This is a genomic window from Candidatus Methylacidithermus pantelleriae, assembly GCF_905250085.1.
GTDB classification, from domain to species: Bacteria; Verrucomicrobiota; Verrucomicrobiia; order Methylacidiphilales; family Methylacidiphilaceae; genus Methylacidithermus; species Methylacidithermus pantelleriae.
Genome location: NZ_CAJNOB010000023.1, coordinates 65,995 through 87,158 on the forward strand (window position 1 = coordinate 65,995; position 21,164 = coordinate 87,158).

The window sequence follows — 21,164 nt, forward strand, 5'->3', positions numbered from 1 at the left end:
GTTCCACGAAAATGGTATCCGCCTGATCCTTTAGGCAAAATGCGCAAGGAATTTTCTTCGTTCGACCTGTCTTAGGCTTGGTGCTTCAGACGCTTCGTCTTAAGCGCTCGGTGCATCTTAGCTAGGGGCAACGTGTTGACCACATCGTGGGTAGTGAGCCACCCTTTCCGCGCCATCTTTACCCCAAGCCTGAGAAAAGCCAGGTCGCTACAACGATGCGCGTCGGGATTGATCACACAGAGTACACCTTTTTCCTTGGCTTTCCGCCACCATCTCCAATCCAAATCGAGTCTCCATGGGTGGGCGTTGAGCTCGATCCATGTTCCGGTTGCTGCGGCTTTTTCAATGACCTCTTCGAGATTCACCGGATAAGGATTGCGTGCCAGGAGGAGCCGGCCCGTCGGATGTCCTAGAATGGTAACATAGGGATTTTCCATGGCTCGGAGGAGTCTGCGGGTGTTTTCTTTCTCCGAGGATGAAAAACCGGTGTGAATCGAGGCCACGACATAGTCGAGGCTCGCAAGGACCTCGTCGCTAAAGTCCAGTCGCCCGTCCTTGAGAATGTCACATTCCGTTCCTGCAAAAAGATAGGGCTCGCGGTTTTGGGCGTTCCACCTGCGAATCTCTTCCATTTGCTGGGCGAGCCTTTCTTCGGTCAGACCGTTGGCTTGAAAAGAGGATTTGGAATGGTCGGCAATGCCGAGATATTCCAGGCCAAGCTCTTGGGCCGCCTGTGCCATTTCTACCAAGCTGTTTCTCCCGTCACTGGCTGTCGTGTGACAGTGGAATGTGCCGCGAAGCTCGGTCCATTCCACCAGCTTGGGGATCATCCCCTTTTCGGCCATCTCTATTTCTCCCATGTTCTCACGAAGTTCCGGCGGGATGTAGCTAAGTCCCAACGCCTCGAAAATGTCGGCCTCATCACGGCAGACAATGAGGTCGTGCGTCGAAGCGTGCTCGGGCCGGTGTGGGTTATCCTCCGTTTCCTCTGAGGCCGCTGCTGGTGAAAGCGCAGGACCAGTGGTTCGGAAAAGCCCCCATTCACTTAGCTTTTTCCCCTGCGCGATCGCCCGCTGCCGCATGGCGATATTGTGTTCCTTGCTTCCGGTTAAGTGGTGGAGTGCGTAGGGGTAATCCCTGTCCGGAACCACGCGGAGATCACAGGCAAGTCCACCTTCCAAAAGGACACTCGACTTGGTTTCTCCGTGACTGAGGACCCGGCTGACCCCGGGGAGCTGAACAAAAAAGTCCATGACCTTTCGCGGGGATCGGCTCGATGCCAGGACGTCTAGGTCGTGGACCACTTCTTTTCCTCGACGGAAACTGCCGGCCAGGCTCACCCGGATCACCTCCGGGCAGGATCGGAGGGCTTCGACGAGTTTTTCCGCAAGTTCGATCAATTCTCCGTACCGGTGGTAGGCTTGAAAGCGACGGTGCTCCTCAATGGCTTGCAGGATCGTTGCTTCGGTCTTTTCTCCAAATCCAGGAAGCCCACGAACGCGCTTTTCGCGGCAGGCTTTTTCTAAAGAATCGATATCGGCAATTCCCAGCTGTTCGTACAAGGCCTTGGCCCGCTTAGGGCCGACGCCCGGAAGTTCCAAGATGTGCAAAAGCGTTTCGGGAAACTCTCTCTTAAGTTCCTCGTAGTAGGGCAGATGGCCGGTGGTCACCAGTTCTGCGATTTTGCTCGCAATTCCCTCTCCGATCCCAGGAACCTGAGCAAGGCGACCTTCGGCTACGAGCTTCGTAACATCCTCTGCCAAGCCTTCTACGGCTTTGGCCGCATTGCGATAGGCGCGAACCTTGAAGGGATTTTCGCCTTTTAGTTCCAAATACGTGGCAATTTCTTCCAGCACGCGAACCAGCTCGGCTTTGTCCATAGGGCAAAAAAATCCCTTGAATGATTCCAAACTAGCCTACCCCAGGAGGGCAAGCAAACGACGGGCGCAGTGGTAAGGGGAAGGTGCCTTTCCCTGGGAAAGCTTGCCTAGGCGAAGAAGGGAAAATCGGCGCGCTTTGTCTACTTTCTCTAAAAAGACAAGAAAGGGAAATCCTTTTCTTTGCACGGTTTGCCCTGGCACTCTTTCGTATGGTAGGATTTTCCTTTGGCTCCGCAAGGTGGTGTTTTTGAGTCATGGTGAAGAACCAACGCCCAACCTCTTCCAAACTCTATTTGGAAGCTCAAGAGCTATTGGTCGGCGGGGTGAACTCCCCGGTTCGAACCTTTGGCGCGGTTCAGACAGCACCTCTTTTTGTGAGTCGGGCCAGGGGGTCACGGCTGTGGGATGTCGATGGGAACGAGTTTTTGGATTACCTGGGAAGCTGGGGTGCAGCGATCTTGGGTCATGCGGCCGGGCCTGTGATCCGGGCGATCCAGGAAGCGGCAACCAAAGGAACCAGCTTTGGTCTTTGCCATCCTCTGGAATTGCGCCTGGCTCAAAAGGTGTGCCAGTGGGTTCCTTCCGTCGAGCGGTTGCGCTTGACCAGTAGTGGAACCGAGGCCTGCTTGACGGCCGTGCGGCTTGCTCGCGGGGTTACCGGTAGGGAGAAGATCATCAAGTTCGAGGGAGCTTATCACGGCCATGGAGACTCCTTATTGGTTCGGGCTGGTTCGGGGGCGCTTGCGGGAGGCCACCCCGATAGCGCTGGGGTGCCAGCCTGGCTGGCGGCCCAAACACTGGTCGTTTCCTGGAATGATCTCCCCTCCCTGAAAGAGGTCTTCCGGCTGCATGGGAAGGAGGTGGCTGGGATTATTCTCGAGCCGGTGTTGGCCAATTGTGGTGTGATTCCACCGGAACCGGGATTTTTAGAAGAAGTGATGGAGCTAGCTCGCCAGCATGGGAGCCTGGTCATTTGGGACGAGGTCATCACAGGTTTTCGGCTAGGGCCGGCGGGTGCCCAGGGCCAATGGGGTCTGCGGCCGGACTTGACCACCTTTGGAAAGGTCTTAGGCGGCGGGCTACCTTTGGGTGCTCTAGGAGGGAGGAAGGAAATTATGGAACGATTGGCTCCCTGCGGAGATGTGTACCACGCGGGGACCCTTTCAGGGAATCCGGTGGCGGTGGCGGCCGGACTGGCTCAGCTGGAAGAGTTGGAAAAAGGAGGTGGCTACGCAATCCTAACGGAACTAGGAGAACTTCTTGAGCAGGGCATCCGCGAAGTTCTTCGCGGTCTTCCCTACCCGGTTTGCTTCCAGCGGTGCGGTTCCCTTTTTTCTTTCTTTTTTACCGAAGGCCCGATCCGTAATTTCCGCGACGCCCGGCGGTCGGATCCGAAAAAGTTTGCGCGATTTTTTGCAGGGCTCTTGGAACGTGGAATTCTTCTAGCTCCCTCTCCGTGGGAGAGTTCCTTTTTGAGTGTCGCTCACACCGAGAATGACGTCGAATGGACGGTGAGGATGATGGGAGAAGTCTTGCGTAGCCTATGAAAGGGTCCCTCCGGCTGGTCGGAATCTGGTTAGCGTGTCTTGGCTGGGCAAACGGCCAAACTCTTCGCACTCCCGAGGTCCCTTATTTTCCCAAGGACGAGCTACGGCCGGGAATGAAGGGTGTGACGCTTACCGTTTTGCAGGGGACCCGTGTGGAGGCGCTCCAAACGGAAGTCCTTGGGGTGGCTAAGAACTGGGTAGGGCCTGGTTTGGACCTCATTATCGCCCGGCTGGTGGATCCCAAGACGGCGCTAACGGGTGCAGTGCATGGGATGAGTGGGAGTCCCTTGCTCATCAACGGAAAAATTGCGGGAGCTCTTTCGCGACGAATTGCGACTTTCGAGAAGGATGGTCATTGCGGTTTTACTCCCTTTGAGGATATGTGGAAAATCGAACGGGAAATCCCGCGGCGCCCCTCGGAAGATTTTCTGTCACAGGTAACCCGAGCCTTTTGGAAGCGACCCCTGGCTCAACTGGGAAGGGAGAGTTCTTACGGGTTTCTGGGTATTCCCCTTTCCGTTCCCGGTCTTTCCCCCCAAGTGGCCCGGAAGATCCTGACGAGGTGGGGAGTGGAGGGAGGGACCCTTATTCCGGTTACGGCGGGTGGACAGGGAAAGTGGGATGCGAGGGTCGACCCCAACCAGTTGGGAAGTGGAGCCCCGCTGGCCGCGGTGATGATGAGCGGGGACATTGAGATTGCCGGGACGGGGACGCTCACGTGGAGGGATGGGAGTCGCGTTTTAGGATTTGGGCACCCCATGTTTGGCTTTGGCCCTAGCGCGATCCCCATGGCTACGGCCGAAGTGATTACCACGGTGCCGAGCTATCTCCTTCCCTACAAAGTCACCAACACCGGTCCCATTATCGGGACGATTACAGAGGATCGACTTTCAGCCATTGGCGGATCCATTGGACCGGTCCCTCGCCTGGCCACCTACCGGTTTGAAAGGATTCACCAGGGTGTCCCCTTGCCGGCCCTTAAGGGAGCCTTTGTGGTTCACCCCATTCTATCTCCCTTGCTTTTGGATCTGGCGATTGCTTCTGTGCTGGAGGATACGGATGCCTCGGCGCGGACCTTTACGATTCAGGTTAAGGGGGATGTGTATTTCCGGGGTCTGCCCTCACTCCATCTTACAGGGCTTTACTCCGGCCAGGACGGTGATCTAACCAGTACCGTTTTAGGGATCACGCGCCCGCTCGAGCTCTTTTTTTCCCAAGGGTGGGTCGAGCCGCTTATCGAACGGGTGGATCTTACCTTTGTTTCCAAGGAAACGGAAGAGCTTTGGAACCTGGAAAGCGTGACTCCGGATAGCTCTTTTTGCGAGCCAGGTTGCCAGCTGGGTCTTGTGATCCGGTTACGGAAGCGATACGGACCTTTGACGGAACGGAGGCTTTTTCTCCAGATCCCCCCGTCAGTTCCTCCCGGAAACGTGGAGGTTCGAGTGGTGGCGGGTTCGACCCTCGATCAAAAGCTTCTGGAACGGAGTTTAGGGGGAATCCGGACTGCGGAGGAACTTCTTCAGCGACTCAATCGCCGGCATAAAGACGACACGTTTTACATTGAACTCGTCGGCCCGGGAGAGGGACTTGTGGCAGGGGGACAGGAACTGCCTGCTTTGCCCCCGAGCGTGCGGGCCATTGAAACCCATTGCCCTGCCAGCCCCCAGGAGAGTCCACTTGATGAGGTGGTGTGGGAAGAGCAAACCTTGGAGGTGCCGGGAGTGGCCGTGGGGGAAAAGTCAGTTAGCTTGCAGATCCGCTGAAAGACTCGAAAAGAACAATAGAAAAGCCATTCTTTTCTTTACGGCCCCTTGCAGCAGGGTCTGGTGGTCCTTCTTATTGGAGAGAGTAGGAGCGTTTCTTTTCGATGTAGCCGTGTATGCTTGGTCTGGACCCTTTTTTTAAACAGGGTTCTCTATCCTTGGCGATTCCACGGGGTTCGGAGCTCTTTTCAACGTTGGAAGATTGACCTGCGATAGGGTACGCGTTCTTTGCTTCGGATAAAGCCCAGCCGTTGGAAAAAAGGGGGTGCCAAGAGCCAAAAAAATCTAGGAACACATAGAGCTCTTCATGGCAGGATATCCGGAGGAAGGGGAGTTCGTGGGCCAAGCGGCAGGGTGTTTCCTACAAGACGGCTTGGCGGATGTGGAAGGAGGGGTGTATGCCTCTTCCCGCAGAGGAGTTGCCAACGGGGACGGTGGGTGTTGGTGCGGAGTCTTTACAACCCGATGGGATGGCCTTTTGCCCGCGGCGTGTGCAAGGGCCGATGAGAGAGCGGATTGCGAGAGACCATTGGCTTGGGTTCTTCGGGTTGATTCTCAACCCAAGCGTTGCGGGTCGTTCAGGCTGTCAAGCAGGTCGGCTCCGGGATGAAGCGCCATCGTAGAGAGCTCGTTGGGGAGGTCTCTCATCGGAAGGTTGGCATCATTCTGGTCGAGGAGCGCGACCGGCTGATGGGCTTCGGGTTCGAGTACCAGGAAGCGGCATTGGCCGCGTAGAGTCGATCCATCCTGGTGGTGGAGCCCAATGAGAGGACCGACGATATCGTGCGCGATCTCAATGAAGGGATGGTTTCCTTGTGTGCGAGCTTTTACGAGAAGAAATGCGCGCAGAACCGTGCCAAGAAAGGGCACAAACCCATTCATGAGTAAGCTCCCAATGTTGACATTCAAGGGACGTTTGACGCCCACAAGAGAAGAGCTTTCGTGTCTTCCCGCCAATGCCGCGCTCTACGGGCGGGGGGAGGGGACTTTTTTTCTGCCTGATGCAGGCTGGCGTCTCGTGCGACGGGCTCAAGCGATCCTCCCTGGCGCGGTTTGGCTTGACCGCCCGCGAGTTCCATGCCCTCTGGGTGGGAGCTCGAAGGAAAGATGGCTGTAATCGGCCAAAAGCGGCCCAAGCTCATTGAGGAAGCTATTGGAGCGGATCGGGAGAGGGGAAAAAATGATCCACAAGCTCGAGGAGAAGAACCCGGGATCGAACGTTTTGCCCAAGAAAAAGCGGCGGCTGGCCATCGTCCCGACCGAGCCTGACGCGCTTCTGGCCGAAGAGGAGTCCCAAGCGGGTGCGTTTCTCTTTCGTTTCCCTCCGCCTCTTCTTGGAAAGAGTGTTTTTTGGAAGAAAACTGATACGCCCACTCTGCCAACTGGAAGAGGGATGGGGAGCTGCAGCGGAAAAGCCCCTTCTGTGTCCTCGGGTCGACGGACAAAACCCCCGCGAGCTCGTCCTGCCAAGCCACGGTATCCCCGAACGGGGAACTATCGGCTTCGCATGCGGCTACCGGAGGGATGAGGGAGCCCCCGCCAATACCTGGTTCTTGACGGCGTGCGTTTCGCCTACGGCCTGCAGGCGATCCTTCGAAGTCCGTTCCGGCAGCCGGAGGGTGATCGCACCAATCAAGGACGGGAAACTCGTCCGGAAGCGGGAGCGATCTACGGTAAGCTTCTGGTTCGTGCGCGATCGGAAGCGGTGGCGGGTGTTGGCGAGCGCCGAGGCGCGGACCGGTTTCCCTGGTCAGAGGGCGCCTTGCCGGAGCGGTTGGCATTGAGATGAACGAGGATCGTCTGGCCTTGGCCGAAACGGATCGCTTCGGCTATCTGGCGGATGCTCGTCGGATCCGGTGGACTCTCTATGGCAGGAGAAAGGAAAAGGCCAAAGCCCCTTTTGCTCATGCGTGCAAAGGGATCGGCCGGGCGTTGCGCCGAATCGGGCAAGATGCTTGTGATCGAACGATTGGATCTTTGCAAGAGAAAGCTCAAGGTTGAGTCGGTGGGTTTCGTTCGGGCTCGCTCTCTTCCTTCGGCTACCGGCAACGCGATGGTGATGGTGAAGTCGGCTTTTTTTTGCCCCGGAGCCAAGGCGATCGAGCTCGGACCCGCCCTACAGGCCTGTGACCGCCGCGGCAAAAAACTAGGCACGTTGTCATCGCGCGAGTTTTCACCAGGGTGTGGCCTCGTGTTCTTACCCACAGAGGATTGGGTTTCTCCGAACGCCCATCCGTGCCAGAGGCAGTCGTGCCTACTGGAAAGGGGAGTCATGTCACCTTCGTCCTACCCGGAAGCAATCGGACGAAGCAGCTACGGTCGTTTCTCTCGCTGGGGTTCGGGGGAGACTCCAATCGGAGCAAGCCCCGTCGGGAGGCAATCGGCTGTCTGCGATGGCTCTGTCCCCGAAATCGCGGGGATTGGGTACTCCCTGGGCTTTGCCAGTGAAACGCCGGCACGCGAATTTTCGGGAGCACTCTTTTCGGCCGGCGTCCCAGACAATCTTCCTTGGTAGGCAAATGGACGATATTGGTTGTAGGAAAAGAAGCTTTGTGAGACCAAAGGGGAAAAGGCCGGCTACCCCGGAGTGACGATGTGGCCCGTCACCCTTTTGAAACCCACGTGGGATCGTTCTCACAGCCGGTTTGGCTAGATGCACACCTCTTTTCACCCCTGCCCGATCGCGACGGTTTGGAGGATCATCCTGGGTTTGGCGTGGTTCTTTTCGGGGTCGTGCTTGGTGTGGCAAAGAGCGCAAGCGGTCAAGCCTCAAAGGATTGTGATCGAGTCTCGGGAGGACTTCGAAAAGGGAGATCTTATTAGTGCGAGCCTTTCGGAGGAGGGGGTCCTTCGGCCGGCTCCCTTAGTCGAAAAGGTGGCTGAACTGCCGGTAGACGAGGTCTGGTGGGTTCTTCCTTCTCCGGAGGGGGACCTTCTGTTGGGAGCTTCCCCCGGGGGACGGATTTTCCGGGTGACCAAAGATGGGCAATCAACGGTTTATGCAACCATTCCCGAAAGATATCCTTACGCGGCTGCTTTGGGTCCCTCGGGCGAGCTCTACGTGGGTGGGTCTCCTGGTGGGAAAGTCTACCGGATCGTGAAAGGAAAAAGAGAGGAATTGTTTGATCCCAAAGAGACGTATATCTGGTCCTTGCTATGGAGTCCTCAAGGAGATCTTTTCGTGGGAACGGGAATCCGGGGTCGGGTCTACCGGGTAAACCGCCGTGGCTCGGGGTCGCTTTACTCCCAAATGGAAGCGACGCACGTCCGGTGTCTTAGTTGGGATCCTTGGGCAAAGAGGCTTTTGGCTGGAGGTTCGGATCGGGGAGTTCTCGTCCAGTTTCAAGGGCCTGGTCCGGAAGGGTCGATCGTGATAGCGGACAGCGGCCGGCAGGAAATCCCACGGATTGTAAGCCTTCCAAGCGGGGACATCTTTTTTTTGGCTACAGGTCTTCCGACTCCTCCTGCTTCTTCCGTTGGGGGATCAGAGACCCGTGGTGAAGCCCGGGGCGACGCGGGAATACCGGTGGTTCTTGCTCCCGACTTTTCTGAGGCGACAAACCCGGGGGCTCCGTCCCCTCCCGGTCCTCCGCGAGCGGGGGGAATCTCTGTGGAGGCGGCCCGCCCTGTGAGTGCCAGTGCGATCTGGCGCCTCGATCGCTCTTTGTATCCCTTGCTACTGCAAGAGTTCAAGGGGACAGCGAGCACCCTGGATTGGCTGGAAAAGGAAAAGCGGCTTCTAGTGGGGATCGGCGGGCAAGAGGCGTTACTGTATCGATGCACTCTTCGAGGGGAGGGTGAACTCTGGGCCAAGCTGGGGACCGGGATGGTGAGCGCCGCCTACGCGGATCCAGGAGGGACCGTCTGGGTTGTTACGAGCCATCCTTGCCGGATGTACCGGGTGAGTACGCTACGACGAGGGGTAGGGATTTATGAATCCTCTCCTTTAGACAGTGGGCTTTTTGCCCGTTGGGGTTCTGTGCGGGTGACAGGGAAAGGGAAAGTTCACATAGAGACGCGAACCGGAAACGTTCCACGTCCGGGTACTTCGTGGTACGGCTGGCAACCCGTTAGGGGAGACCTCTGCCAAAATCCGCCGGCTCGCTATCTGCAGTTCCGGCTTCGATTGGAGGAAGATGGCTTTGTGAACCGTGTGGAGGTTGCGTATCTCCCGCAAAATGTGCCCCCCCAGGTCACAGAGGTGGACGTGCTGCCTTCTGGCTTCGGCTATACCGAAATGGTCTCCCCACCGGGACCTCCTGCACCGAAAACCATTGAGCAGCTGTTAAGCGAAAAGGGCCGGGTGGAAGGAACGGAATCGCTTTTTCGACTCCCGACTCGCTATCAACCCAGGGAGGGAAGGGGTTTGCGTACGGTTGTCTGGAAAGCCGTAGACCCGGATGGTGACGTCCTCCGGTATCGGATTGATTATCGCAGGGAACCGGGCGGAGCGTGGCAACTATTGGCCAAGGACTTAAAGGAGCCCATTTTCACGTGGGACACCAGCGGCTGGCCCGATGGCCAGTACCGGGTGCGTGTCGAAGCGTCTGACCAAGCCGATAACGCTCCGGGAGAAGGTCGTTCCGATTCTCTCGAAAGCTCTCCCTTTGTGGTCGATAATACTCCGCCGGCGGTCCGGGTCCTTTTTCGGGCGGGAGATCGGGTGCGTTTTGAGGTCACGGATCTTTCCAGCGGGATCAAGTCCGTGCTGGTCTCAACCGATGGCAGAGAATTCTTGCCTGCTTTGCCGAAGGACGGCATGGTCGATTCGCAGAGGGAGGAATTTGAAGTTCCTTGCCCAGCGGGGTCTTCGGTGTTCATTCGAGCCGAGGACCAGGCAGGCAACGTAAGTAGTGCCGTTGCACAATGAGCCAAAGACAGGATCCGGCCGAGAACCCTGATTCCCTGTTTGCTCCGGATCGCTATCTGGATGCGTCCCACACGGCTCATCCGGGCCTCTTAGAGGGCGCGCACTATGTGTGGGAACTCATAAACCGGATCCGTCTTTTTTTTCTCGAGGGTTTCGTTCCCGCGATCCACGGGACGGTGGCGCAGGGCTCTTGTTTAGGCCAGGAGGTCTTTGTGGGGAAAGGGACTGTCATCGAGCCGGGTGTGGTGATCGAGGGCCCTGCATGGATTGGTGAAGAGTGTCATCTTCGGCCGGGCGCTTATCTGCGTCCCTATGTGATTGTGGAAAAGGGGAGCGTAGTGGGAAACTCCTGCGAGCTCAAAAACGCCTGGCTTTTTGAAGAAGCCGAAGTTCCGCATTTTAACTATGTGGGAGATTCCATTCTCGGGTACCGGGCTCACCTGGGGGCTGGTGCGATTCTTTCCAATCTCAAGTTAACGCGCGACGAGGTTTGCGTGCGGCACGGTTCGCTCCTTTTTCGAACCGGCCTTCGGAAATTTGGGGCCATTCTGGGGGATCGGGTGGAGGTAGGTTGTAATGCGGTGCTCAATCCCGGTTCCATTGTAGGTCGGGATGCGTGTATCTACCCGGGTGTTGTCTGGCGCGGCGTTCTGGAGGAAGGGGCCATCGTTAAGTGGCGCCCCACTCTGGAAGTGACGTGCAAGAAGAAACGGTCTTCCAAAACGGGGTGAGGTTGGTTTGGGGCGAGCGGGAAGGAAAATGCCTGGACGCTGCGAGGGACGGGAAGTTACCCTTCCTTCTCAAGGCAAGGAGTAGGTGGTCGGTTGCTTGCGCCCTTTCGATCGGTAGTCACCGGGGAACAAAGAGGCGTAAAGCCGGAGAGGATGCGATGCTAGGGAACGTTTTTGGGGCGGGCCCTAGGGAAAAAAATCTTTTCTGCGGGATGGTTGGCTTGCTTGTTGGTTGGGGCAAAGAAAGTTGTCCTGGAAGGAGTAGCGCTGGCTTAGGAACGATGCCCAGAGGAAGAGTTCCAAGGGGGTCAGGGGCATCGGCAGATATGCCAAAGCCAAAGGATGACTGGGTTACCGGGGGGGATGCTCGTTTTGGGGAAATCGACTGGCTGGGTGATATCGAAGACCCGAAAAAGGTAACGAGGCCTACAAGCAACGACCGATCAGGGAACTCCATCTTTTTCTTTCCACTACCAGACGATGGCTAGCTTTCCTTCTCAAGGAACGTGCGGAACCTTTCCGGACCGCAAGCGCTTCTTTGAGCTGGCTTCGCGGGGTAACTTGATCCCTGTTTACCGCGAAGTGGTGGCAGACTTGGACACGCCGGTCTCTGCCTTTCTCAAAGTTGCTCAAGGCTCCTATAGCTTCCTATTAGAATCGGCGGAACGGGACGGGCGTTTTGGCCGGTATTCCTTTGTTGGAACCCATCCGGCTTGGGTCTTGCGGGTCCGGCATGGAAGAGCGGTTTTGGAAGGTCGCGATGGGGTTCGCTGGGTGGAGGACCACGTGGATCCTCTCCAGAAGCTAAAAAAGCTCATGGATCGGTTCCAAGCAGTAGCCGAAGGAGATCTCCCTCCTTTTTACGGGGGGGCGGTGGGGTATTTGGCCTACGAAGCGGTTACCTATTTCGAACCTAGCGTTCCGAGGGCTTCTTGCGACGACTTGGGCCTACCGGATGCTTGCTTTGTTTTGGCCGATACCCTGGTTGCTTTTGATCACCTGCAGCGGAAGTTGCAGCTGGTTGCCAATGCCTACGTGGAAAACGATCCTCGAAAAGCGTACGAAGAAGCGGTGCAAAAACTCGACCAGCTGGAGGATCGCTTGCGCCGCCCGATGGATCACCGGCTGGTCTCTGTTCAGCCTGCGCCTCCACCGGTAGCTTGGAAGGCCAATCTTTCGAAGGACCAGTACCTGTCCATGGCGGAAAAGATGCACCAGTATATCCAGGCTGGAGATATTTTTCAGGTGGTTCCTTCCCAGAGGCTTGAGGCTGCCTTTGAAGGGGACCCTTTGGATCTTTACCGAGCCCTACGGATCATCAATCCGTCTCCCTACATGTTTTATTTGAACCTGGGGGACGTTCAAATCGTGGGCTCCTCGCCCGAGGTTCACGTTCGTTGCTTGGGACGAAAGGCTACGATCCGTCCGATTGCGGGTACCAGACCGAGGGGAGCAACGGCGCAGGAGGATGAAGAACTGGCACGCGAACTTCTGGCCGATCCGAAAGAGCGGGCGGAACACGTAATGCTTGTCGACCTGGCAAGAAACGATTTAGGGAGGGTTTGTCGTTTTGATACGGTTCGGGTAACCGAGTGGATGGTGATTGAAAAATATTCCCACGTGATGCATCTGGTTTCCAACGTCGAGGGCTTCCTTGAACCTGGTTGCACGCCGTACGATCTTTTAAGGGCGACCTTCCCTGCGGGAACGGTTACCGGGGCTCCCAAGATCCGTGCGATGCAGATCTTGGCGGAGTTGGAACCCACCTGCCGGGGCGTGTATGCGGGCGCCATTGGCTATTTTAGCTTCTCGGGTGACCTGGATTCGGCCATCGCCATTCGCACAGTGGTTTGTAAAAATAAAAAAGCTTACCTCCAGGCAGGGGGAGGGCTTGTTGCCGATTCCACTCCCCTGGGCGAGTATCGGGAAAGCTTGAGTAAAGCCGAGGCAGGGCTGCGCGCGCTAGCCTTGGCGAAGAGCTTTCGCTAAATAGCGTGACCAGAAGCAAGGAGAAGGAAGATCGGCTTAACGACCCATGACGCTCGTGATCGACAATTACGATTCCTTCACCTATAATCTCGTCCAATATCTGGGAGAGCTGGGGGAAGAGGTCATTGTCCGGCGCAACGATGTAATCAGCCTCGAGGACGTCCGGCGGTTGGGACCGGATCGGATCGTAATCTCACCAGGTCCTAAAACCCCTAACGAGGCGGGTCTTTCCTGTGTGGTCATCCAAGAACTCGGCAAAACGATTCCTATCCTTGGCGTCTGCTTAGGGCACCAGTGTATTGGACAAGTTTTTGGAGGCCGGGTGGTGCGGGCCCAGCGTCTCATGCACGGCAAAACTTCGCTGATCTACCATAATGGGAGCCTTCTTTTCGAGAGATTACCCAACCCGTTTGAAGCCACCCGGTACCACTCGCTCATTGTGGACCGTGACTCGGTTCCTGACTGTTTGGAGATTACCGCGGAAACGGATCAAAAGGAGGTAATGGGCCTGCGACATAAGACGTATCCCATTTTTGGCGTCCAGTTTCACCCGGAATCTATCCTGACCCGCTGCGGGAAGGATCTGTTGCGAAATTTCTTGTCTCTTTCCTATTCGGCTGCTGGCTAAAGCTTGGGGATTGGGGGTTGGGGAGATGATTGTCAGCTGGTTCGTAAGGGGGAGTTGCAGGGATCGGACCCTTTCAGTGGGGCGTATCTCGGTGAGTTGATGTTTCTTTTCGTGGATTGAGTAAAAAGGACCCAATGAGAATCCGAGACACCGCGAGTTTGACCATGTCCTCATCGTGGCACAGGCTCTAGTCACCGCCGGTGGCGTCTCGCTGGCTGAGGTCTCCTGTGGAAGAATGTAGGGTTCGATTGGACCTTTTTTGCAGGTCCGGTTTGGGAAGCCCCGCGGGGTCCCCCGAGCCAAGAGAGGTAACCGGGAGACGGAGGGAAGTCTGTGAAGGGTTTCGTAGGGCTTTTTCTTCCCGGAGGCACACACCCCCTTGGTTGAGACGACCATGTACACAGGTTGGTCCACAGCTAGCCCTTACATGGTCACGTTTTTCGGCTAGGCTAGGCTCTCTTACAGGTCCTGCCGGGCTCTCGCCGGGGAGGTGACGCTTTGTGGGGATCGTGCTGGGAAAGGCAAAAAAGTTTTGCGCCAGCTCAGGAGCCACTGACCTCGTGCCAGGAGAAAGGAACGGGTCACGGGGCTCATTCTTGAGCCAAACGAGGGTGGCCTTCGGTAGTGAGAGAATATAATCTTTGCAATCATCTAGCTTGCGGGCGAAGGGTTGACTCAGAAAGGAGTCAATCCCGAAAAAAAAAGCTTTTTGGGACAAGCCTACCCGTTGAGTAGAGTTGGGCGCAGGCGCTGGGGGCTTGCCAAGGGAAAACGAGATTTTGCCAATTTGCAAAAAACCTTGCAAGAACTGACCGGAAGCTAAGCCGATGAATGGTGGAAAGCGTTCTACCTTGTTTCTGACATTTTCTTTTCGGCCGGACAAAAGAGGGAATCCCACGGGGAAGACTGTGGTGCATCCACGGGAAAGACCGAAAGAATATCGCCCGGGTGCCGGTTTTCCATCCTGGCAACTGGTTTTTCTTTTCGTTTTTTGCGTTTTCTTTCCGGTTCTTTGGGAAAGGAACCTCTTTGAAGCGTGGGCCGAAACGCCTAGAGAAAACCCAGCACCTTCTTCGGCACTAGCTCGTCTGCCTGGGGTTATGATCAATTTGTCAGACTTTGGTGCTACCGACATGGCCTATCTTTCGCTTCCCCTGCAGGTACCCAAGGGGGGAGTGATTTTGGTGCATGGCAAGTGGGGATTAGAGGAGGGGATGAAACAGTTTACCCACAGATTTGCCAAGGAGGGGTTTGTGGCGCTGGCAGTGGATCTCTTTAACGGGCAAACGGCAGACGACCCCGAGATGGCCGAGGATCTGGTTCGGACTCTGCATCCCGAATCAGCCGAAACGACTCTCCAGGCGGCTGTGCGGTTTTTAAAGGAAAGCCCACGATTTCATGTGGACCATGTCGGACTGGTGGGGTGGGGAAACGGGGCAACTGTCCTTTTGGAGGTTGCCTCGCGGTTAAAAGATGTGGACGCCCTTGTGGTCTTCTATCCGGAGGGGATTTCAGGGCGAAAGTTTGAAGAGCCTGCGGCTCCCGTCTGCGGCATTTTTGGTTTGGAAGATTCCCTTTTCCCTCCCGAAACGGCACGGCAGTTCATGGGAAGTCTAGAGAAAGTCAATAAGGAGACGCGTGCCTACTTTTTCCCGGGGGCACATGATTTTGCCGACCCCAAAAGCGCACACTGGAGGCCAGGTGTAACGGAAAAAGCCTTGCAGACGACGTGGCGTTTTCTCGAGGACCAGTACTCTCGGCATAAGCGCAAAAGGAACGGCTTTTGGAAAGAACTTTTCGGTAGCCTCCCGGGCTTGGGCTTAACCAGGTTGTCGAGCTTGTCTCTCACAAACCGGTGGATCATGTTAGGCAAACGGACCTATGGACAGAGAGTTTGCGGGGCGGCTCTTGGGCTACGCGCGAGGCAGTCCCTCTTGGAACATGGCGCTGGATGAGGTTCTCTTTGTGGGTGTGCGGCAACCGGTTCTCCGTTTTTATGGCTGGGATCAGCCCTGCTGGACGATTGGGTATTCCCAGTCCTGGAAGGAGGTGCCGGAGGGAGCCTGCTTCATTCGGCGGATCACCGGTGGGGGAAGTGTCCTCCACGGCGAGGATCTTACCTATTCGCTCGTTGTTCCAAGGGAATGTGAGTTTGCTCGGCTTTCTCCGCGTGAGTCGTACCGGCGGATTCATGGAGCACTTCGGGATGCATTGGGCAAGCTGGGGTTGTCCGCCGATTTGGCTCGAGAGATGGATGGGTGTGCGTCCCCTCGATGTTTTGACAGTGCCACTATCTTTGACGTGACCGTGAAGGGACGAAAGATCGCAGGGGGAGCTCAGAGAAGGTCAAAAAAAGGTTTGCTTCACCAGGGATCGATTCGATTGGACGCGATTTCTGACTGGGAAGCGTTGGAAGCAGTTTTTGCCTCCTTTTTGGCCTTGGAGCTCAAGGTCCACTGGACCATGGATTCCCCTACCCAGCAGGAGGGTCAAGAAGCCCACATGTTGGAGCGCTTGCGGTACACGAGCCCCGCTTGGAACAAGCGGTGGTAACAAGGGAAAAGCTGCACCGGGGTTTTTGTTTCCGCCTCCTTCGCCTGCGCTTTGCTATCGATGAAAGGTTTGGGTACTCTCGTCATCATCGTGGGAACGAACCGAGTAGGGGCAAGGAGCCGGCTGGTTGCCAGTCAAATTGCGGAGTTTTTTGTCCGGGAGCTCGAGGTAAGCGTCCAAGCGATGGATCTTGGCAAGCTGGATCCGGTGCTTTTTTCTCCGACCGCCTATCAAGTTCCTTCGCCCGTCGTGGTGGAGATGGAGAAAGAACTTGTACACTCTAGCGCAATGGTTGTGGTTTGTCCCGAATATAATGGGGGGATGCCCGGGATTGTAAAACTCTTCATTGATCTTCTCCCTCATCCCGAGCTTTTCGATGGCAAACCCGTGTGGCTCGTAGGAGTCGCCAGCGGACGTTTTGGAGGAGTCCGGGCGCTTGCGCAGCTCGAACAAGTTTTGTCGAGTCTGGGAGCCTACGTGTTTCCCAAAAAATTGTTTTTTCCTGGAATCGCAGTTCTTCTTTCGAACCGTTCACGAGTGGAAGACCCAAAGCTTTGCCAGTCGATGGCAGATCAGGCGCGCTTGTTTTGGAGTTTCGCCCAGCGAATGGGTTCCCCATCCCCAGCGCCGAGATAGCTTCGACGGGCAAAAAGCTTTTTTCGAACCCGCTTGCCTTAAGACCCAGGCCGGAGGTGCTCTACTGTGTCGGTGGCAGGCCACCGTCTACGGAAGGGTTGCGCAAGCCCGTACAAGCAAGACCGGTGCAAGCTTTTTGTAACCGATACGTTTTACGAAAACGACCAGGTTCATCGTGGTCTTTTTCTTTTCGACGTACCGGAAGGTGGAAGGCCGGCCAGAGGAGAGGCTCTGTTTTACCATGCTAGGGCCCGTGGCTCCTACCCCTGTTTTTCTCCACAAGGGCGCGCCAGAAACCTGGCCGCTGGACGTCCGGTGCCGAAAGAGGGGAATTTTCCCAGTCTGGTCGTCAGGGATCTTGGTAGATCGCTTCGTACTGGAGGGCTGCTTCGTCCCAAGAAAAAATCTTTCCCATGGCTCGTTTGCGGAGCCCAACAAGGGTAGACGGATCCTGGTAGACGCGCAGCGCCCTTTGGCAGGCTGACAAAAAAGCGGGCAGTTCATACGGGGAAAAGAGGAAACCGGTTCCTGTCTCAAACGGCTCGATTGCGTCCTGGATGGTGTCGGCCAATCCTCCAGTAGCATGAGCAATGGGGAGTGTTCCGTACCGAAGGGCGTACATCTGGGTAAGCCCACAAGGTTCAAACGCGGAGGGCATAAGAAGAAAATCGGCCCCTGCCAGGAATCGATGGGCCAGTCGTTCGGAGAAACGAAACTGGAGATGGAGCCGGTCGGGGTTTTGGCGGCTGAGCTCTTCTAAGGCCTTCTCCCATTTGGGGGTTCCCGTCCCCAGCACGGCGATCTGGCTTCCCCAGCTTAGAAGATAGGGCGTCGCTTGCAAGAGAAGTTCCACGCCTTTCTGTTCCACTAGCCTGCCCAGGAAAAGAAAGAGCGGGTCCGTGTGGGAAGGAAAACCCAGTTCCCGGCAGAGCACCTCTTTGCAGATTTCCTTCCCCTTGAGGTGACCGGCGTCAAACGAAGCTGGGATCTTGCGATCGGTTGCTGGGTTCCATCTCCGGTAGTCGGCCCCGTTTAGGATCCCAACGAGTTTTTGCCTATGGGCTTGGAGAACCCCTTCTAAGCCGTGTCCTCCTCCCGGAGATTGAATTTCTTGCGCATGCCTTGGGCTAACCGTCGTCACCCGGTTCGAAAAAACGATTCCGGCCTTTAAACAATTGATCTGGCCGTAAAACTCGATCCCTTCGGGCGTGAAATATTCCCATGGGAGGTTGGTGAGTTCAAAATCGGCTGCCGGAAACTTCCCCTGATAAGCGATATTATGAATGGTAAATACTGTCTTTATTTGCGGGCATTCTCTTCTTGCGATTACTGCCGCCAGACCGGTATGCCAGTCATGGAGATGAAGGACGTCGGGGCGGGGAGAGAGCCGTTGGGCGATCTGTACCACGGCTTTGCTAAAGAAAAAAAACCGGCTGGCGTTATCCGCGTAATCCCTTCCAGGAGGTCCATAGAGATAGGATCGATCAAAAAATTCGTCCTTCTCAATCAGAAGCAAGGGAGGGCTATCAGAGGTTTGTCCCCGCCAGAGGTGAGCGACGTGCTTGGTCCGGCCGAGAACCACCTCCAGTTCAATCCCCATGGATTGCAGGCTGCGGAGTTTCCGGATAGCCCTCCGGTAAAAGGGGAGGCAGATTCGTACCTGGTGTCCTCGGGAGCCCAGCGCTGAGGGGAGAGAAGCGAGCACGTCGGCAAGCCCTCCCGTTTTCGCGTAGGGGGCAAGTTCGGTGGCTGCGAAAAGAATGACCATGGAGAAGGGATGGGTACAGGCAAGCAAGCCTTTTTCCTTTTTATGACAGCTTTGGGTAGCCGGCGCCAGTTTTCCTTTGGTTGTTCAACCAAGAAGGCGGGTCGCCGCCTTGTGGGGGAGTCTCTGCCACGATTCTGCGCCGGTATTGACGGTTCCTCTCGCTGCGACTAGGTTTAGAGTGATTACGTTTCAATGTCTCAGAACGGACTGACGACTTCCTCCCAAATCCTGGCCTTTGAAGACGGCCGAGTTGTGCATTCTCTTTTGGCCAACGAGCCTAAGCACTTAAAGGTGATCGAGGAACGTTTTGGGGTTCGGGTCACGACCCGGGAAGGCTGGGTTCGGATCGACGGCCAGCAGGAGGGAGTGGAAAAGGTTCGACGGCTGTTCGAGGAACTGGCGACGGCCCGGGAACAGGGTCTAGTGATTCGGAAGGACGAATTTCGTTACGCGGTGGATTCGGTGGACCGTCAGGGCGTTGCCAGGCTTACCGAGCTGTACGAAGCACGCCTATCGGTCTCGCCCAAAAAGTCGCCGATTACTCCCAAAACGTCCCGCCAGAAGGAGTATGTAGAGGCACTCCAGCGCTATCCTTTGGTATTCGGCACCGGGCCCGCGGGGACGGGCAAGACGTACTTGGCCGTGGCTGTGGGCGTAGCCCTGTTACGCAAGGAGGAAGTAAAAAGGATCGTTCTTACCCGGCCTGCTGTCGAGGCGGGGGAGGAACTCGGTTTTCTTCCAGGGGACGTGACGGAAAAAGTGCTCCCCTATCTGCGGCCGCTCTATGACGCCCTAGGGGATATGCTAGATCCGGAGGAGCTGGAGAGGCTTTTTGATAGGGGGAGCATTGAAATTGCGCCTTTGGCATATATGCGTGGCCGAACACTTGCCCATAGCTTTGTCATTCTCGATGAGGCTCAAAATACGAGTCGAGAGCAAATGCTTATGTTTTTGACGCGGCTTGGTCCTGGGTCTCGCTGCGTGGTTACGGGGGATCCGACTCAGATTGATCTTCCCAAGCCGAAAGATTCGGGTCTTCTTGAGGCTCTTCAGGCTCTGCGGGGGGTTCGAGACATCTATATCTGCCAGTTCGACGAGTCGGATGTGATCCGCGGCCCATTGGTTCAAGAGATTGTTCGGGCTTATTCGGTGTACCGCGGGACCAGGGATGCCGGGCAATTATGACGCTATCAGAGCTCCGCTGGTTCCGGGGGCTTGAGCATTGGCGGCTGGTCCGCAAGGGGATGGCGTGCGGGCGGCTGCGGCGCACGGCACAACGGCCCGCATGGTTAGTGGGTTTGGACCGCAGCCTCTGGGTTCGGGTTCTTTTGTGCGCCGGTTTTACGGCAAGCGTTGTTGCTCTTAGCTTCTGGCGGCAGCAACACTCTACGGGGTGCCTCTGGCTTTTGGCTCTGCTTGTCGTTCTTAGTTCCCTTCTCCTTCTGTATTTAGAACTTCCCGAAGTTTTCCGCAGTAATTCCCAGCTGGGACTTGTGTGTGGTTCCATGCTGGTCAACGTCCTAATAAGCAAAGGGGTGTATGTGTGGACGCTCCAGCACCAGCAGTGGGAACTGCGCGACATCTACTTTTACGTGCCGACTGCTTTTGCTCCTCTATTGGTGACGGTCTTGCTGGGTGTCCGGGCCGGTGTCTATACGGTCGTCGCGACCGCGTTGACGGCGGCACTTCTGGTCAACCAGAGCTTAATCCTGCTGGCACTGGATCTGGTGGCCGGGTGCACAGGGGTGTATTGCACTCGAAATGCGCGCCGGAGGCGGGATCTCCTTTGGGCAGGTGTTGCCGTGGGGTTAGCCGGATCCATTGGGGGTGTCCTTTTTGGTTGGGCCAGTCGAACCTCTCAAGCGTATCTGTGGCAGGAGGCGTTGCTTTCGGTCCTTTCGGGAATCGCGACAAGCCTTCTCATCGGGACTTTTCTTCCCATTTTCGAGGATCTTCTTGGGGCGCAAACGGCTCTTAGCTGGGTTGAGCTTGCCGATCTGAATCACCCCCTCCTTCGCCGGCTTATGATGGAAGCGCCGGGGACCTATCACCATAGTCTTATGGTAGCTAACCTGGCCGAGGCCGCAGCTGTGGCCGTCGGGGCTAACCCGACCCTATGCCGGGTAATGGCTTACTTCCATGACGTGGGCAAGCTGACCAATCCTCATTATTTTGCCGAAAATATGGTTCCGGGGGCAAACCCGCACGACTCTCTATCTCCATCCATGAGCGCTCTCATCATCATTTCTCACGTGAAGGAAGGGGTCGATTTGGCTCTTCAACATCGTCTTCCCAGGCCTATCATTGAAGCGATCCAGCAGCACCATGGCGATGGACTCGTCTATTACTTTTATCACCGGGCTAAGCGGATGAGCGAGGATGCCCAAGTCGGTCGCCAGCTTTTGGGGGTGCCCGGTTCGGATTCGGGGGTCCAGGAAGGAACGTTCCGATATCCGGGCCCCAAGCCCCAAACCAAAGAGATTGGGATTCTCATGCTGGCCGATGCGGTGGAAAGTGCTTCCCGGTGCCTGGAAAAGCCAACGCCCCAGCGCATCGAGGAACTGGTTGAGGAAATTGTTTGGCAGCGGATTTGGGATCGGCAGCTGGACGAGTGTGGGCTTTCGCTCAAAGAAATTTGGAAAGTTGCGGCTCGTTTAAGCTCCATGCTAAAGACAGCCATGCACAGTCGGTTGCAATACCCGAAACAGGAGATCCGCGATGGTGGAAGTGGTCAATCGGCAAAAAGAGGTTCCGGTAGCGATAGCCCCGCTGCAAGATCAACTAGTGCAAGCCGTTAAA

18 protein-coding genes are annotated in these 21,164 nt (G+C 56.3%); 15 read left to right on the top strand and 3 right to left on the bottom strand.

Features of this window, described 5'->3' with window-relative positions; genetic code table 11:
* Positions 1–71: 71 nt before the first annotated feature.
* Positions 72–1,880, bottom strand: a complete 1,809-nt coding sequence (locus KK925_RS06410) for a helix-hairpin-helix domain-containing protein (protein WP_174582074.1) — start codon at positions 1,878–1,880, stop codon at positions 72–74.
* 254 nt (positions 1,881–2,134) lie between these two features.
* Between KK925_RS06410 and hemL the strand changes: the two genes are divergently transcribed.
* Positions 2,135–3,427 carry a glutamate-1-semialdehyde 2,1-aminomutase gene (gene hemL, locus KK925_RS06415; RefSeq protein ID WP_174582075.1) on the top strand — a complete coding sequence of 431 codons (1,293 nt, stop codon included), beginning with the start codon at positions 2,135–2,137 and terminating at the stop codon, positions 3,425–3,427.
* Complete coding sequence (locus KK925_RS06420) at positions 3,424–5,190, top strand: SpoIVB peptidase S55 domain-containing protein (RefSeq protein WP_174582076.1); 1,767 nt, start codon at positions 3,424–3,426, stop codon at positions 5,188–5,190. The genes hemL and KK925_RS06420 overlap by 4 nt, the downstream gene beginning before the upstream one ends.
* Before the next feature lie 555 nt (positions 5,191–5,745).
* On the opposite strand, the gene KK925_RS06425 is transcribed toward KK925_RS06420, so the two are convergent.
* Positions 5,746–6,099 carry a hypothetical protein gene (locus KK925_RS06425; RefSeq protein ID WP_214096356.1) on the bottom strand — a complete coding sequence of 118 codons (354 nt, stop codon included), beginning with the start codon at positions 6,097–6,099 and terminating at the stop codon, positions 5,746–5,748.
* 198 nt (positions 6,100–6,297) lie between these two features.
* On the opposite strand from KK925_RS06425, the gene KK925_RS06430 reads away from it, so the two are divergent.
* The 11 genes from KK925_RS06430 to KK925_RS06480 all read left to right on the top strand — a co-directional run bounded on the left by KK925_RS06430 (position 6,298) and on the right by KK925_RS06480 (position 16,597).
* Positions 6,298–6,459: a hypothetical protein gene (locus KK925_RS06430; protein ID WP_214096357.1), complete on the top strand. Its 162-nt coding sequence runs from the start codon at positions 6,298–6,300 to the stop codon at positions 6,457–6,459.
* Between the two features lie 292 nt (positions 6,460–6,751).
* A complete protein-coding gene (locus tag KK925_RS06435) occupies positions 6,752–6,979 on the top strand; it encodes a hypothetical protein (protein WP_174582079.1) in 228 nt (75 codons plus the stop codon).
* Positions 6,976–7,191: a hypothetical protein gene (locus KK925_RS06440; RefSeq protein ID WP_174582080.1), complete on the top strand. Its 216-nt coding sequence runs from the start codon at positions 6,976–6,978 to the stop codon at positions 7,189–7,191. Before KK925_RS06435 ends, KK925_RS06440 begins: the two co-directional genes overlap by 4 nt.
* A 271-nt stretch (positions 7,192–7,462) precedes the next feature.
* Positions 7,463–7,705: a hypothetical protein gene (locus KK925_RS06445; RefSeq protein ID WP_214096358.1), complete on the top strand. Its 243-nt coding sequence runs from the start codon at positions 7,463–7,465 to the stop codon at positions 7,703–7,705.
* Between the two features lie 264 nt (positions 7,706–7,969).
* Positions 7,970–10,060, top strand: a complete 2,091-nt coding sequence (locus KK925_RS06450) for a WD40 repeat domain-containing protein (protein WP_174582081.1) — start codon at positions 7,970–7,972, stop codon at positions 10,058–10,060.
* On the top strand, positions 10,057–10,791 hold the full coding sequence (locus KK925_RS06455; protein WP_174582082.1) for an acyltransferase: 735 nt from the start codon (positions 10,057–10,059) through the stop codon (positions 10,789–10,791). The genes KK925_RS06450 and KK925_RS06455 overlap by 4 nt, the downstream gene beginning before the upstream one ends.
* 480 nt (positions 10,792–11,271) lie before the next feature.
* Positions 11,272–12,780: an anthranilate synthase component I gene (gene trpE / locus KK925_RS06460; RefSeq protein ID WP_174582083.1), complete on the top strand. Its 1,509-nt coding sequence runs from the start codon at positions 11,272–11,274 to the stop codon at positions 12,778–12,780.
* Positions 12,781–12,826: 46 nt separating this feature from the next.
* Positions 12,827–13,408 carry an anthranilate synthase component II gene (locus KK925_RS06465; RefSeq protein ID WP_174582084.1) on the top strand — a complete coding sequence of 194 codons (582 nt, stop codon included), beginning with the start codon at positions 12,827–12,829 and terminating at the stop codon, positions 13,406–13,408.
* A gap of 908 nt (positions 13,409–14,316) precedes the next feature.
* A complete protein-coding gene (locus KK925_RS06470) occupies positions 14,317–15,363 on the top strand; it encodes a dienelactone hydrolase family protein (protein ID WP_174582085.1) in 1,047 nt (348 codons plus the stop codon).
* A complete protein-coding gene (locus tag KK925_RS06475) occupies positions 15,350–15,961 on the top strand; it encodes a lipoate--protein ligase family protein (RefSeq protein WP_174582086.1) in 612 nt (203 codons plus the stop codon). Before KK925_RS06470 ends, KK925_RS06475 begins: the two co-directional genes overlap by 14 nt.
* 69 nt (positions 15,962–16,030) lie before the next feature.
* Positions 16,031–16,597 carry an NADPH-dependent FMN reductase gene (locus KK925_RS06480; protein WP_214096359.1) on the top strand — a complete coding sequence of 189 codons (567 nt, stop codon included), beginning with the start codon at positions 16,031–16,033 and terminating at the stop codon, positions 16,595–16,597.
* A gap of 349 nt (positions 16,598–16,946) precedes the next feature.
* On the opposite strand, the gene glgA is transcribed toward KK925_RS06480, so the two are convergent.
* A complete protein-coding gene (glgA, locus tag KK925_RS06485) occupies positions 16,947–18,365 on the bottom strand; it encodes a glycogen synthase GlgA (RefSeq protein WP_174582088.1) in 1,419 nt (472 codons plus the stop codon).
* 192 nt (positions 18,366–18,557) lie between these two features.
* Here glgA and KK925_RS06490 point away from each other — a divergent pair, with 192 nt between their 5' ends.
* A complete protein-coding gene (locus tag KK925_RS06490) occupies positions 18,558–19,550 on the top strand; it encodes a PhoH family protein (RefSeq protein WP_174582089.1) in 993 nt (330 codons plus the stop codon).
* Positions 19,547–21,163, top strand: coding sequence for an HD family phosphohydrolase (locus KK925_RS06495; protein WP_174582090.1), 1,617 nt, complete (start codon positions 19,547–19,549; stop codon positions 21,161–21,163). Before KK925_RS06490 ends, KK925_RS06495 begins: the two co-directional genes overlap by 4 nt.
* Position 21,164: the final 1 nt, after the last annotated feature.

Excerpts from the sequence above, each read along its gene's own strand:
- KK925_RS06410 (WP_174582074.1), bottom strand. The coding sequence starts at position 1,880 with ATGGACAAAGCCGAGCTGGTTCGCGTGCTGGAAGAAATTGCCACGTAT.
- hemL (WP_174582075.1), top strand. The coding sequence starts at position 2,135 with ATGGTGAAGAACCAACGCCCAACCTCTTCCAAACTCTATTTGGAAGCT.
- KK925_RS06420 (WP_174582076.1), top strand. The coding sequence starts at position 3,424 with ATGAAAGGGTCCCTCCGGCTGGTCGGAATCTGGTTAGCGTGTCTTGGC.
- KK925_RS06430 (WP_214096357.1), top strand. The coding sequence starts at position 6,298 with ATGGCTGTAATCGGCCAAAAGCGGCCCAAGCTCATTGAGGAAGCTATT.
- KK925_RS06440 (WP_174582080.1), top strand. The coding sequence starts at position 6,976 with ATGAACGAGGATCGTCTGGCCTTGGCCGAAACGGATCGCTTCGGCTAT.
- KK925_RS06445 (WP_214096358.1), top strand. The coding sequence starts at position 7,463 with ATGTCACCTTCGTCCTACCCGGAAGCAATCGGACGAAGCAGCTACGGT.
- KK925_RS06455 (WP_174582082.1), top strand. The coding sequence starts at position 10,057 with ATGAGCCAAAGACAGGATCCGGCCGAGAACCCTGATTCCCTGTTTGCT.
- trpE (WP_174582083.1), top strand. The coding sequence starts at position 11,272 with ATGGCTAGCTTTCCTTCTCAAGGAACGTGCGGAACCTTTCCGGACCGC.
- KK925_RS06465 (WP_174582084.1), top strand. The coding sequence starts at position 12,827 with ATGACGCTCGTGATCGACAATTACGATTCCTTCACCTATAATCTCGTC.
- KK925_RS06475 (WP_174582086.1), top strand. The coding sequence starts at position 15,350 with ATGGCGCTGGATGAGGTTCTCTTTGTGGGTGTGCGGCAACCGGTTCTC.
- glgA (WP_174582088.1), bottom strand. The coding sequence starts at position 18,365 with ATGGTCATTCTTTTCGCAGCCACCGAACTTGCCCCCTACGCGAAAACG.
- KK925_RS06490 (WP_174582089.1), top strand. The coding sequence starts at position 18,558 with ATGTCTCAGAACGGACTGACGACTTCCTCCCAAATCCTGGCCTTTGAA.
- KK925_RS06495 (WP_174582090.1), top strand. The coding sequence starts at position 19,547 with ATGACGCTATCAGAGCTCCGCTGGTTCCGGGGGCTTGAGCATTGGCGG.